The 13,572-nt window shown below is 57.2% G+C and carries 10 protein-coding genes; 2 read left to right on the forward strand and 8 right to left on the reverse strand.

Annotated features, from left to right (window positions below; all coding sequences use genetic code 11):
• Positions 1–184 precede the first annotated feature (184 nt).
• The 7 genes from DLM86_RS01305 to DLM86_RS01340 all read right to left on the reverse strand — a co-directional run bounded on the left by DLM86_RS01305 (position 185) and on the right by DLM86_RS01340 (position 9,489).
• Positions 185–1,912, reverse strand: a complete 1,728-nt coding sequence (locus tag DLM86_RS01305; protein ID WP_110838151.1) for an ABC transporter ATP-binding protein — start codon at positions 1,910–1,912, stop codon at positions 185–187.
• Positions 1,881–3,713: an ABC transporter ATP-binding protein gene (locus DLM86_RS01310; RefSeq protein ID WP_110838152.1), complete on the reverse strand. Its 1,833-nt coding sequence runs from the start codon at positions 3,711–3,713 to the stop codon at positions 1,881–1,883. The genes DLM86_RS01305 and DLM86_RS01310 overlap by 32 nt, the downstream gene beginning before the upstream one ends.
• A 215-nt stretch (positions 3,714–3,928) precedes the next feature.
• Positions 3,929–5,821 carry a multicopper oxidase family protein gene (locus DLM86_RS01320; protein ID WP_245954332.1) on the reverse strand — a complete coding sequence of 631 codons (1,893 nt, stop codon included), beginning with the start codon at positions 5,819–5,821 and terminating at the stop codon, positions 3,929–3,931.
• Between the two features lie 329 nt (positions 5,822–6,150).
• Complete coding sequence (locus DLM86_RS01325) at positions 6,151–7,503, reverse strand: sensor histidine kinase (RefSeq protein ID WP_110838155.1); 1,353 nt, start codon at positions 7,501–7,503, stop codon at positions 6,151–6,153.
• Positions 7,496–8,179 (reverse strand): response regulator transcription factor, encoded by a 684-nt coding sequence (locus tag DLM86_RS01330; protein WP_110838156.1) that lies wholly within the window; start codon positions 8,177–8,179, stop codon positions 7,496–7,498. The genes DLM86_RS01325 and DLM86_RS01330 overlap by 8 nt, the downstream gene beginning before the upstream one ends.
• A 173-nt stretch (positions 8,180–8,352) precedes the next feature.
• On the reverse strand, positions 8,353–8,724 hold the full coding sequence (locus DLM86_RS01335; protein ID WP_110838157.1) for an ArsR/SmtB family transcription factor: 372 nt from the start codon (positions 8,722–8,724) through the stop codon (positions 8,353–8,355).
• 186 nt (positions 8,725–8,910) lie between these two features.
• Entirely contained in the window at positions 8,911–9,489 is a 579-nt protein-coding gene (locus DLM86_RS01340; protein WP_110838158.1) for a copper resistance CopC family protein, read from the reverse strand.
• 194 nt (positions 9,490–9,683) lie between these two features.
• On the opposite strand from DLM86_RS01340, the gene DLM86_RS01345 reads away from it, so the two are divergent.
• Together DLM86_RS01345 and DLM86_RS01350 are read left to right on the forward strand one after the other, a co-directional pair.
• Entirely contained in the window at positions 9,684–10,169 is a 486-nt protein-coding gene (locus tag DLM86_RS01345; protein WP_110838159.1) for a PCYCGC motif-containing (lipo)protein, read from the forward strand.
• A 59-nt stretch (positions 10,170–10,228) separates the two neighbouring features.
• Positions 10,229–11,314: a copper resistance D family protein gene (locus DLM86_RS01350; protein WP_158289267.1), complete on the forward strand. Its 1,086-nt coding sequence runs from the start codon at positions 10,229–10,231 to the stop codon at positions 11,312–11,314.
• Between the two features lie 33 nt (positions 11,315–11,347).
• On the opposite strand, the gene DLM86_RS01355 is transcribed toward DLM86_RS01350, so the two are convergent.
• Positions 11,348–13,552, reverse strand: a complete 2,205-nt coding sequence (locus DLM86_RS01355) for a heavy metal translocating P-type ATPase (protein WP_110838161.1) — start codon at positions 13,550–13,552, stop codon at positions 11,348–11,350.
• Positions 13,553–13,572 lie beyond the last annotated feature (20 nt).

Raw genomic sequence — 13,572 nt, forward strand, 5'->3', positions numbered from 1 at the left:
TTATTATGACCGCCCCGGCTCCGCGTCGGTATGGACCCTTTCAAGAGACGATATGGACGTTTTTAAGACGGATATATCGGCCCGCTTGATCAGGAGTCTGTTGAGAAAGTCGGGGCTTTCTCGATAAGCCGGCGAAGCTGCCGATTCCATTATCGGCAGCTTCGATTTCCTTTTGTGGTTGGAATCATTCGCCACGCGCCGTTGCATGCTGCCGTCTCCACAGCCGGGCGTACAGGCCGTTCGACGACAGCAATTCGTCATAGCGGCCTTGCTCCACGATCCGCCCGTGATCCAGTACGACAATCCGATCGGCATGCTGCACGGTCTTGAGCCGGTGCGCGACGACGATTACGGTTCGGCCTTGAACAAGCCGATCGATCGCTTGTTGAATCTCCGCTTCGTTCTCGGGGTCGAGAGAAGCCGTCGCCTCGTCGAGGAGAACGATCGGCGCATTTTTCAGCATCGCCCTGGCGATGGAGATTCGCTGTTTTTCGCCGCCCGACAGCGTACAGCCGCCTTCGCCTACCATCGTGTCGTAGCCTTGCGGCAGCTTCATGATAAAATCGTGACAACAAGCAAGCCGCGCCGCTTCCTCGATTTCCTCCCGCGTGGCGTCGCTTCGTCCGAAGCGGATATTGCCTGCGATCGTATCCTGGAAAAGGTATACGTCCTGAAACACCATGGAAACTTTGCGCAGCAACGCTTCCGGATCCATGTCGCGAATATCCTCCCCGCCTATCGTCACCGTCCCCTTCTCCGGGTCGTAAAACCGGGCAATGAGCCGAAGAACGGTGCTTTTGCCGCTGCCCGAAGGGCCGACCAACGCGGTGAAGGAACCTGCCGGCATGCTGACGCTCACGTCCCGCAAAACCGATTGGTCCAGATAGCCGAACGTAACCCGCTTCAGTTCGACGTCATGACCCGCAGGGGGCTGCCGCTCTCCCGGCATGACCGGCTCCCGCAACAGCTGCACGATGCGTTCTCCTGCTTGCTCGATATAGCGAAGCTCCGCATAACCGGAGAGCGCTGCCGTCAGCGGATCGAAAATGCGGGTTCCGATGATCAGGAACGCGACGAATGTGATCACATCCAGACTTCCGCCGAGCAGCAGATGAACGCCTGCCATAACCATCAAGGTAAGACCGGCACGAACGCAGACGGTCGCGCTCAGACCGATCGGCCCCAACACCCCTTCGAGACGGACGCTCTGCCGCATCAATTCCCGGAAAGACCGTTCCAGCCGGACAAACCGCTCTCCGGTCAAGTTATACGCTTTGATCACCCGGATTCCGTTCAAATATTCTTGCAGCCGGTTTCCGGCGTCGATCTTGGCCCGCATATGCCGCGAGCTGAGTTTGCGCTGGATGCCGGATGTCAAAAGCATCAGCAGGATGGCCGCCGGCAGCGCCGCGAACAAGGAAAGCGCCAGTCGCCAGTCGAAGAAAGAGAGGCCGATCAAAGCCAGAACCGCCATGACGGCGGCCCCGATCATCTGCGGAACCAGATGGGAGATACCGTGTTCCAGCATCGCGAAATCACCCATCATCATATTGGCAAGATCGCCCGGATCCCGCTTGTTCAGATACCCTAGCGACAACTTTCGCAAATGCTCGGCCAGCCTCGACCGTCCGTCGGCCGCCGCGCTGTATGCGTCGCGGAATTGGGAACGGCTCGCGAGAATTTCACAGCCGAACAGGAGAACAAGCGACACCGCAAGCCCGGCGCACACCCACCAAAGTCGTGCCGTATCGAGCGGGAGATCGGGATGGACGAACGGGGTAAAGATCAATCTCGCCGCTTCCACCAACCATATAAAAGGAATGACGCCCGCCAGATTGGCAACAGTCGTGTAAAATATGGGTTTGATCAACGAGCGCGGATTATCCGCCGTCATGTTGCGCAGCATGCTCATATTCTGCGTCCGCCTCCCCTTTGCTCATATGCCATCGTGCGGCTTGGCGATAAGAACGCCACATGCGGCCGTACAATCCGTCAGCGGAGAGGAGGGCTTCATGCCTACCCCGCTCGACGATTGTCCCGCTTTCCATCACGAGAATTTGCTCCGCATCCCGAATGGTGGACAGTCGATGCGCGATGACGATGACCGTCTTGTTTTTCATCAACGCTTTCAACGCCAGCTGCATCTCGTACTCGTTCTCCGGGTCGGCGAACGCCGTCGCTTCATCCAGCACAAGGATGGGGGCGTTCTTCAGAATCGCTCTCGCCACGGCGATCCGCTGCTCCTCCCCGCCGGATAAGTAGACGCCTCCTTCTCCGATCGGCGTGTGATACCCTTGCGGAAGGTTCTCGATAAAAGCGTGGCACTGCGCCGCCTTCGCCGCCGCGTACACGTCTTCCTGCGGCGCGTCCGGCCGCCCGACCGCGATATTGTTGTACACGGTATCGGAAAACAAAAACGAATCTTGAAAGACGAACGCGACGGTGTTCATCAGATCGGGGGTCGCGATTTCGCGGATATCCACACCGCCGATGCGGATCGCTCCCTCGTTCGCCTCCCAGAAACGAGGCACCAGATGGGCGACGGTCGATTTGCCCGCTCCCGACGGGCCGACGAGCGCCGTCACTTCCCCCTGGCGGGCGGTAAAGGAAATGTCCGTTAGCACGGCGGCATCCGCAGGCTCCGTTCCATAGGAAAAAGAGACCCGATCGAACGAAACATCGAATGCAGCCGGCCGTCTCGGGCGTTCGGGCTCGGGTACATGCCCTTCCGCCAATATACGGTCCATGCGCCGTACGCCTTCGTGGATATCCTCGAGCGTATGAGCCAGAAACATCATTTTAAGCAGAGGAGCGGACAGGCCCGGCGCCATGACCAGGAAAAACAGCAGAACGGAGGCGAAGGCGATGCTGCCCGGATCACGGCTCCATAAAAACACGCCGACAGGCAGAACAAATACGGCAAACGAGCCGATCATCACCTTAAAAAACGAAAATCCGTTTTGAAACTGATCCGCTAATTTCACCCCGTAGTCGCGGTAGCGGATCATGTCGTGATACAATTGGCGAAACGATCGCACGGTTTGCCCGAACACCTTGACGGCCGGCATCCCCCGCACATACTGGACGGCGGAACCGTTCATCCGTTCCAGCGAATCATGGTACTGTTTGAGGTATTCTTTCGTCCTCGGCGCACCGAGCAGCGCGATCTGAACCGCAACCGCGAGGACGATCGGCACGAGGCAAACAAGTGCCAGCCAAACATTCAGCATAAACATCACGACGATCACCAAGACCGTAGTCACGATCGCTTGAACGAGATCGGGCAATTGATGAGCGATGAACGTTTCCACTTTCTCCACGTTTTGTTCCAGCGTTTTCTTTATTGCGCCTGTCGAATTGCGGCTCATCCAGCCAAGCGGAAGCTTGCCGATGTGGCTGGAAAGCTTGACCCTGAGACCGTACACGATACGAAACGCGGCGATATGCGCAGCCATTCCCCCCGCGTACATCGTGATCAAGCCGGCCGCGAAGCCGATCAAAGCGATCACGCCCCAACGGACCATCATCGCTCCGTCTGCCGAGGCCGGGGACGCCGCGTGTTCCAACAATTCCTGCAGAATGAAATAGACGGACGCGTAAGGCACCAGCATGCAAACGGCGCTAAGCGAAGAGAACAGGCCGGAGACGATCAACAGTCCGCGCTTTTCTCCGGCGATTTCCAGCAGTCGCACGATCCCTTTTTTCGTTGTCATTCTACCCCTCCCCCAAGAGCATTCGCGCACGGAACGGCCGCCGTCCCTGCAAAGCCGTCACATAAGAAGCGACGCTCCCTTGTTCATGATCTTGTACTGAAACGGAAGCACTTGCGCCATACCCGAGCAAAGCAAACCCGAAGCCGATGCCCAGAACGAATGAGGGCCCGTAAATTGAACTTGCGGCATTGGAACGAAAATCAACGAAGTGTCGCTCACTCCGGCAGGTTGACGGTCTCGCTGCCGATTTCAAACGGGGAATAGACGCCTTCGTAGACGAGGTGAGCCGACATTCCGACGGCCGCGTGGTCAAGATTGTGGCAGTGATCCATCCAGATGCCGGGATTGTCGGCGACGAACGCAACCTCATACGTTTCCCCCGGAGCCACGTTCAGCGTATCGGCGATCCACGGACTGCCCGCAACGGCCTTGCCGTTGCGACTCAACACTTGGATATGGTGACCGTGCAGATGCATCGGATGATCGTCAAAGCCGCGATTCGCGAACGACATCTTGACGAGATCGCCTTCTCGAACCTTGAACATCGGCGCATCCGGAAATACGCGGCCGTTGATCGTCTGCACGAAGGTAAACGTCCCGTTATAAAACCCTAGCCGATTGTCGAAAACAAGCTTGTAATTCCGGTCATACCGGGTACCGGGACCGAACTTCGTCCTCATAGGCGTTCCATAGGACGCGGGATCGAAGACAGACCCCTTAACGGCGTCAGGCGGCATTCCCCCATTCGATGGGCTGATCACGAGAACATTGCCGTCTTGTACAAACGGCCCGGTTTGCCGCGATAAGCCGACGGCCGTATCCGGCATCACGAACGTCACATCGGTTCGGCCTCCGGCCGCCAGCTCCAGACGGCTGTCGGACAAGTCCGCAGGCTCGTGAATGTCGGTGCCGTCAATGGCCGCCACTTGAAACGGAACGCCCGAAATATAAATCGGGGCGCGACTATTTCCCGCATTCACGAGCCTCAGTCGAACGAGCGTTCCGGGTTCCGCCGTTTTGCGCTGGAGCCGGTTCAGCTGGCCCAGGGAAACGGACGTCCCGTTCTCCGCCTGCCAGTCGTGCAAGACGACCGCCAGGTCCGCCGTTTGGCGCGGCAGCGTAGTGTCCGGCTCCACGATGAAGACGCCGTAAAGTCCCATTTGCACTTGTTTCGACGATTGCTGGTGGGAATGATACCAATTCGTCCCCGCCTGCTCGGCAATGAAACGATATACGTACTTCTCTTGCGGCATGACGGCGTCTTGCGTCATGCCCGCCACTCCGTCTTCGGCGTTCGGCACGTCCACGCCATGCCAATGGATCGTGACGCCGGCATCGATGTCTGTATTGATCAAGGTGACCTCGACCAAATCCCCTTGCTTCACCCGCAGTTCCGGACCGGGAAGCTGACCGTTGTAGGTCCAGGCTTCTTTCTTCTCGCCTGAAGGCAGCGTCATCGTCGTTTTTTTCGCTTCCAGGGTAAAAGACCGATCCGGCGTCCCGGTTCTGGGCCCGGTCAGCTCGGCGACGCTTACCGATTGCGATGCGGCGGTATCGCCTGCATGCGCGTGCTCATGGCCGGCCATGCTCATCCGGTCCGGCAGGCGGCTTGCCTGCCCTCCGAGCGTGAACCAGACGGCGGCAGTGAGCGCGACCGTCAGGAAGACTCCCGCTTTCCGGAATACCCGCACTGCCGGCGTTCCCGTTTCCGGCGAGCCGGTTGCGACGAAGCGGCGGTAGCGGCTTTTTTGGCGAATCCATAGCAGATAGACGACAGCCGCGTAAACCGACCAAACCGCGACGACCGTTCCGATTCGGAGCGGCCATGGTGCGATAAAGAGCTGCTGTACCACCGCCAAAAGCGAGCCTGTAAACAAAACCTGGACCGGAAATACCCAACCTGGCGCGGCCGCCGCCCGACGGTCCCGGGCCGAAGGCGGCTCCTTCGACGCTTGGACCGCTCCCCCCCGAATCGTCCTTGCCGCCGGAATCGAGAACAACGCGATCGCCGCGGCGGGAATCGCCAGCATCGGCAGCTGCATCGCCCATTTATCTTCGGCGAACTCCGCGCCGGACGCCGCCAGGACGACGACCGCCGCCGCTTTCACGATCAAGAGCAATCCGCCGATTCCCATCCAAATGAGCGACGACCGCATACGGGAATATAATTTGCCTTTCGTAGGCGCCCGATAGGTTCGGCTCGCATACCAAGCGGCAATCCCCGAGAAGAGGGGCAAAAGCAACGTTACCGCGAAATGAAGCAACAATCCGAGCATATCCATTTCCTCCCCGTGCTTATCTCTTTCCAAATCGGATTTCGCAACTGATGCTACGCGTCCTATGTGAACGAAATATGAATCAAATGGGAATGAATGTAAAAAAGGCGGACGGATGGTCCACCTTTTCGTTCGCTCGGGTTTTCGATTGTGTGCCGGGGTTACGTGACCGGCAGAAAGACGGTTACCGCCGTTCCTCTTCCTACGGCGCTGTCGATCTCGACCCGGCCGTTGTGCAGTTCGACGACGCGCTTGACGATCGCGAGCCCAAGCCCGCTTCCCCCCGCTTCGCGGTTGTGCGATTGATCTCCCATATAAAAACGTTCGAAGACGCGTTTGCGGTCTTCTTCGGCGATCCCGATTCCCGTATCCCGAAAGACGACGCCGATTTCGCCGTTTCCGGATTGAAGCTCGATGAAGATGTCGCCGCCCTCGGGCGTGAATTTGATGCTGTTGCCGAAAAGATTCAGCCATACTTGGCTCAGCAAGTCTTCATCCGCATGAATCGTCGTTTTCGGAAGCTCGGGATGAATATTCAATCGTTTCGCCGCCCATTGCGGCTCCGCGGCTACGACAATATGGCGCAGCTGCCGGTCAAGCCGAACGAGCGTCGGCTGGAACGGATAATGGCTCGAATCGATCGCGGCCAGCCGGAGCATGTTCTCGCTCAGTCGGGACAACCGCATGCTTTCCTGCCGGATAATGTTCAGACAGCGCAGCTGCTCGGCCTCATCAAGGCCGTCTTTCTGCAGGATGGAGACAAAACCCGAAATGGACGCCAGCGGGGTTTGAATTTCGTGGGACACGTTGGAAACGAACTCCTGCCGCATTTTTTCCACTTGACTGATCTCGTGGGCCATTTGCTGAAATTGCTTCGACAAGACGCCCAATTCATCGTTGCTCTTCGTCGAAAGAACGATATTGTAGTCTCCTTTGGCCACCTTTCGGGTCGCGGCCGTCAAAGCCTTTAAGGGCTTCACCACCACTCTCGTGAAGAGAATGAATTTGAAGCTGCCGATCGTGAGCGCAATCAAGATGAAAGCACCCGTAATGGGGAATAGGAGAACCATATCGGAGCTTTCCGGACGGATGACGAGCGCCAGCCGCTCATCCGCCGTTCGCAAAGGAAAACCCATTTGCAGGCTCATCGGCAAGGGCAAAACGGACGTGCGCCTTATGACTTCGGCGCCGTCCCGGACGAGTCGTATATCGTCATCGGTAAGGTTGGGCTTGCTTGTCAGACCGTACGCGTAGCGCAAACCGTTCCGATCGTATACCCATAGGGATACCTTCATCTTTTCGGACAACTGCTTCAGATAGCCGCCGCGCTCGGTCGGCTCCAAACGGGAATAAACATCCGCAATCAACCCGCCTCGCATCGCATACTCGTCCCGGATGGATTGCGTGACTTGGTTTTGAAACAACAATACGGTGATCGGGATGGAGAGCCCGAAACCTACCGCTAATGCAACGATAAAGATCAATAAAATTTTGAAGTTGATGCTTTTAATCATGGCTTTCCGTCTCCAATCGGTATCCGAGACCGCGAACCGTTACGATGCGAAACAGGTGGGTATGGGCGGCGAACCGCTCCCTCAGCCGCTTGATATGAACATCGACGGTCCGCTCGTCCCCGTCATGGTCGAATCCCCACACCGCTTCGATTAATTGCTCCCGCATAAAGATTTGACCGGGATAGCTTGCGAGCTGGTATAGCAGCTCGAATTCCTTGAGCGGCAAATGCCAAGTCGCGTCGCTGACCGAAACGGTTCCCCGAAGCCGGTCCAGCTTGAAGCTCCCCAAGACAATCCTTTTGTCAGCCGCGATTCGGTACCGGCGCAGCACCGCTTTGATTCGGATCACCAGCTCCTGCGGATCGAAAGGCTTGACCAGGTAATCGTCGGCGCCCAAGCCGAATCCTTTTACCTTCTGACTCGTCTCGTGCTTTACGGTAATCATGATCATGGGCAGTTCGGGGTACGAAAGCCGCAGCTCGCGGCACAAATCCCACCCGTCCATGACAGGCATCATCACATCAAGCACAACCAAATCCGCTGGCGAGCGTTCCATCTCCGCAAGCGCCTCTTTGCCGTTAACGGCTCCCCGGACACGAAATCCTTCGTGGCTTAAAACTAATAAAATCATTTCCAACATATGAGCATCATCTTCGACTACAAGAACACTTGTCACTGCATGTAGCTCCTTTTATTCGAAGTAAAGGATATACAGCCCGATGAACAAAATCGGAACTTCGCCTGCTTGAAGATCGTTGCCCCTCGTATCATACCCGTAATATGCAGCCCCCGTCTTCCAAGCGATTCGGTTCTTGTCGCTTTCAAGCACAGCCTTCCGAACGGGCGGCCTCATTTCCTTCCGCCAGACGTTGCCTGACTATGGGTCGAAGCGAGCAGGAGGAGCTGCCGCACATGGTCGTCTTCCAAAAAGTAAAACGCGAGCTTGCCTTCTTTGCGATAATTGACGAGATTCAGCTTTTTTAACGTACGCAGGTGATGGGAAGCCGTAGCGATCGAGGAGCCGATAATGTTGGCTACATCGCAGACGCACAGCTCGTTCTCCTGACACAAAGCGAACGCGGCCTTCATTCTCGTCTCGTCGGCGAGAGCCTTAAACATGTTCGCCATCACCGTTATGTCATGCTGGCTTAATAGGCTTTGAACCCGGCTCACCTTCGCTTCATCGTAGCAGTACAACTCGCATGTATCCTTTGCGGACATTCCGTATCCCACCAATCAAACAGTCATTTGAGTATAGGACGATCATACCGCTGAAACATGGAGCGGTCAAATGGGCAGAATTGCCCATTAAAAAACAGGCGATCCGTCTTCAATCGGACGCCTGTTACCGGCGATAACCGTGCTTGCATCTCGTCGAACCGTCTCGGAAACCCCGCGCGCCCGACATCATGCCCGTTTTTTTCCTTTCACCGTTCGAATCAGCATCAGGATGACGATCAGCCCGAATAGCACCGCCATTCCGATCATCGTGAAAACGCCGCTTGCGGAAAAGCCGTTGCGGGATGCCGGTCCGGGCTGGAGCGGCGACGACGGCGACGAATCGGCAACCCCATTCCCTGTCATGGGCGGATCGCTAATTTCCGTCTCCGGCTTCCTATCGGCTTGTTCGGGAAGCTGAATCGTAAAGACGACCTTCCCTTCGATCGGATGCCCGTCTCGGCCGACAATTTTCCATACGGCCGTATACTCGCCGTTCAGAAGCGGCTTATCGAGCTTGCCGCTCAACGAGCTTTTTTCGACCTTCAGATCGGCTACCCGGATCGGTTCGCCATTCGCCTGTTGAACGGACAAGCTGCTCAGCGGCTCGATCTCCGTATTGAATTCCATTTTTATTTCTTGGAGAGGACTTGTAACGGTTTCCCCGTTGGCCGGAGAAGAAGATTTGATCCCCGTATGCGCCCAGGCGTTCATCGGGGACAGAAGCAGCACGAGAGCAAAAAACAAACCGATGCTCCGTTTTTTCATTACGATCCAGCCATCCTTTCATACGGCATGCGGCGGTGCCTCCAGCAAAAGTATATCAAAGGAAGCCAACCGTCTTTGCGCCGATTCCGTACGATTTTTCGAACTTTCGTCATATGATCAGACGTTCACATGATTTCGATGTGTTACAATAGAGTGGACCGGTACCGGTCCAACATGAATGGTTGAGGTGTACCATGAGCAAACGTCACATAGGGATCGTTTCGGCCGCCTGTCTTGTCTTCCTTTTGACGGCATGCGGCAACGGCCGGCCTGCGGCGGAGCATGCCCGGCACGAGCACGGCAATGGAGACCTGCAGGAAAAAACCGCATCGGTTCAAACGCTGCCCTCGTTTCTACGGAACCAGCCCGAAGAAATGCGTACCGCCTACCGGCTGGCTGCGGAAACCGTCGACACTCTCCAATGGATTCCTTGCTACTGCGGATGCGGCGAAAGCGCCTCGCATAAGAGCAATGTCAATTGCTTTATCAAAGAAATGGGAAGCGACGGCTCGGTTACATGGGACGATCACGGCACCCGGTGCAACGTTTGTCTGGAAATTGCGGTCGTCTCTTATAAGCTGAAGGAGCAGGGGAAAGCCGCCAAAGAAATTCGGGAAACGATCGACCAAGCCTACGGTAAAGGGTACGCGAAGCCGACCCCGACGCCCATGCCCTCATAAGCCCCATACTCGATAAGCCTCTCCCGCATCGAGAGGCTTTTTTGCCGGAGATGATGACGATGTACGTTTATGTATCGGAAACGCTGCTTTATTTGTGCTTTTCTTTGGTAACGGCGGCGATCGTATTGAACTTTATTCCGGACAGCAAAAAGCCCGATATCCGGATTCCCGATACCCTGCTGTTTAACGCCGTCGTCGGAATTGCCGTCTTAGCGTTCGTACCGGTAGCCAAAAACACGATTTTCCTGACGCAGTTCGCCCAAATGAGCTTTTGGGACATACTCCCCGACGTTTTGCGGGATTTGGCTTTCGGACAGGCTTGGGTATGGATGATCGTCATAAGCACGCTATTTCTTGCCCTGCTGGCGTTCGCAAATCCGAAGACGAGCCTCTTGTATAACGCTGTAGCGGCCTGCTTTACGTTGGCTCTGCTTCTCTCCTACGGCTGGGCCAGCCATGCCGCCGGGCAGTCGGAATCGTGGGGATTTTGGGCGCAGACGCTTCATTTGTTGGCCGTATCCGTCTGGATCGGAATCATGCTGGCCGCCGGATGGTTTGCGCAACGCTCCCGGCCGTGGCTTCCATTCCTGCAATGGTTCAGCCCCGTTTCCGTCGTTTCCGTGCTCGTCGTCATCGCGGCCGGCCTGGTGATGATGGCGTATATCGTTCCGGATTACTACGATGCCTGGATCATTTCGTATGGCCAAGCGCTGCTGATCAAACATTTGTTATTCATCCCTCTGCTCGTCTTCGGATTGTTGAACGGTTTCGTACTGAAACGCAAAATCGTTGCCGATCCGGCCTTTGATCCGAGACCATGGCTTCGGGCGGAAAGCGCGTTCGCTTTTCTGATATTCGCGGTAACGGCATTTTTGGGCTTTCAGCGTCCGCCGCACGACGATCCGGAAAATCCGGAGCCGCTCACCCCCTCACCGCTGTTCGAACAACTCTATAACGGCGAAGTGCCCGACGGCATGGACGTATCGCTCGGTTGGAATATCCCAAGCGTGGGGCTGGGCGTCCTTTCCGTTGCGCTTCTGCTTCTTATGGCTGCCGCACGGCGAAAAACGCCGTGGATGACCGCATGCTTCGGTCTCCTGTTCGTAGCGGCCGCCTACTTGTCCCTTATGCTAGCCGTACGGTAAGGAAAGGCCCCTCGACCGAGAAGGGGCCTTCGACTACGCTTTCAGCCGCAGCAGCCTCATGCCGTTCAGGATGACGATCAGGGCGGCGCCGGTATCGCTTACTACCGCGATCCACAACGTCAGCCATCCCGGAAAAATAAGAAACAAGGCCGCGAATTTGACGATAAGCGAAAACCAAATATTTTGTTTGATGACTCGCAGCGTCTTGCGACTGAGCTTGATCGTAAACGGGAGCTTCTCCAAATGATCGGCCATCAGCACGATGTCGGCCGTCTCCATGGCCGTGTCGGTACCGGCTCCTCCCATGGCGATCCCGACATCCGCGGCTGCAAGCGCGGGCGCGTCGTTGATGCCGTCGCCCACCATGGCCACCTTATCGCCGCGCTGCTGCAGCTGCCGGATCGCTTCCGCTTTCTCGGCGGGCAGCAGTTCCGCCCGATAATCCGTTATTCCCGCCTGCTCGGCGATCGTTCGAGCCGTTCCCGAATGATCCCCCGTCAACATGACCGCATGCCGAATGCCCCATTCGCGTATTTCGCGGATGACGGAGGTTGTCGTTTCCCGTATCGTATCCGCTACCGCGAACGTCCCTAGGAGTCGTTCCGGCGATCCGACCAGCACGATCGTATATCCCTCGGCTTGCCGCCTCTCGATTTCCTTTTCGTCCACCGGAAGCTTCAGCTCGCGAAACCACTTTGCATTTCCGGCATAATAAACGGTCCCGTCGATCGTCGCTTGCGCCCCTTTGCCGGCAATCGCGCGATAATCCGTACCCGGACGGGCTTGCGCTCGCTTCTCGGTCGCATAGCGAACGATTGCCGCCGCAACGGGGTGCCGGGAGCGCTCCTCGATCGTCCGCGCGATCGAGAGCAGCTCGCCTTCGGACCCGTCCCGCACATCGGCTTGCACCACTTTCGGCTTGCCTTCCGTGAGTGTCCCGGTTTTATCGAATGCTGCGGCGGTCAGATGTCCGGCTTGCTCCAAGGAAGCGCCGCCCTTGATCAATACGCCGTTTTTCGCCGCATTTCCGATCGCCGATACGATGGCGACGGGGGTCGAAATGACGAGCGCGCACGGGCACGCGATGACGAGCAGCTCCAATCCTTTGTAGAGCCATTCCGTCCATGTCCCCTCTTGGAATAAAGGCGGAACGAGCATCGTCAAAAAAGCCGCCCCGAATACGACAGGGGTATACACGGAAGCAAACCGATCGACCGCCGTTTGCGCCGGCGCCTTTTTCTCCTGCGCTTCCTCGACCAAATGGATGATGCGAGCCAGGGCGGTATCGTCGTACCGCTTCGTCACGCGGACTTCCAGCGCCCCGCTTTCGCTGATCGATCCCGCGTACACGATATCGCCCGGCCCCTTTTCCAGCGGGACGGACTCTCCGGTAACGGGCGCCTGATTTACGCCGGACCGGCCGTCGATGATTTCGCCGTCAAGCGGAATGTTCTCTCCGGGCTTGACGACGATCGTATCCCCGATCCGGATCCGTTCGACCGGCTTGCGCCGAAGGCCGCCGTCGCGCTGCCGCACCCAAGCTTCGGCGGGAGCTCTGTTCATCAAGCTCCGAATCGAATTTCGAGTTTTTTCCATCGACCGATTTTGCAGCATATTCCCTAAAGCGAATAGCCAAACAACCGTTGCGCCTTCCAGCCACTCCCCGATACAGACGGCTCCGATCGCCGCGACGGTCATCAACACGTTCATGTCGAGCGACTTGCTTCTCAGCGCATGGTAAGCGCTTCTGGCGGGCTTGAAGCCGCCGGTCAGGATGGAGGCCGCGTATAAAAACGTCTGAAATTCGCTCGAGACGGAACCGAACGTTCCCAAAAATCCGAAAAGGAGAAAAACGCCCGACAAAACGGTCCACGTTTTCCGGGGATCCCGCCGGAGCGCCGCATCCTCGGCGGAGCCCGCGATCAAGGCAGCCGTATACCCGACCTTCTTGACTTCGGCGACGATCTCCTCGACGCGATTGTCGTGCTCGATGACCATTTTGCCTGTGGTGAAATGGACGCGAACTTCCTTCACGGCGGGGCTCGCCTTCAGATGGTTTTCGAGCGTCAGCGCACAAGCGCCGCAGTCCATGCCGTCAATCCGGTAAGACCGGAGCCGGTCGTTTCGCTCCGAGGCGGCCGTTTCCGGTTCCGGATCGTGGCGCGGCATGCCGCCGTCGGTCTTCGGCTTCCCACACGCTTGCCCATCGCGGTCTCCCGGTTCGCTCGTCCTGCACATGCTCTCGACCTCCTCACTTT

The sequence above is a fragment of the Paenibacillus flagellatus genome (assembly GCF_003217775.1).
Lineage (GTDB): Bacteria > Bacillota > Bacilli > Paenibacillales > NBRC-103111 > Paenibacillus_AB > Paenibacillus_AB flagellatus.

Coding starts and splice junctions, on each gene's coding strand:
- DLM86_RS01310 (WP_110838152.1), bottom strand. CDS start 3,713: ATGACAACGAAAAAAGGGATCGTGCGACTGCTGGAAATCGCCGGAGAA.
- DLM86_RS01350 (WP_158289267.1), top strand. CDS start 10,229: ATGTACGTTTATGTATCGGAAACGCTGCTTTATTTGTGCTTTTCTTTG.
- DLM86_RS01325 (WP_110838155.1), bottom strand. CDS start 7,503: ATGATTAAAAGCATCAACTTCAAAATTTTATTGATCTTTATCGTTGCA.
- DLM86_RS01335 (WP_110838157.1), bottom strand. CDS start 8,724: ATGTCCGCAAAGGATACATGCGAGTTGTACTGCTACGATGAAGCGAAG.
- DLM86_RS01305 (WP_110838151.1), bottom strand. CDS start 1,912: ATGAGCATGCTGCGCAACATGACGGCGGATAATCCGCGCTCGTTGATC.
- DLM86_RS01355 (WP_110838161.1), bottom strand. CDS start 13,552: ATGTGCAGGACGAGCGAACCGGGAGACCGCGATGGGCAAGCGTGTGGG.
- DLM86_RS01340 (WP_110838158.1), bottom strand. CDS start 9,489: ATGAAAAAACGGAGCATCGGTTTGTTTTTTGCTCTCGTGCTGCTTCTG.
- DLM86_RS01345 (WP_110838159.1), top strand. CDS start 9,684: ATGAGCAAACGTCACATAGGGATCGTTTCGGCCGCCTGTCTTGTCTTC.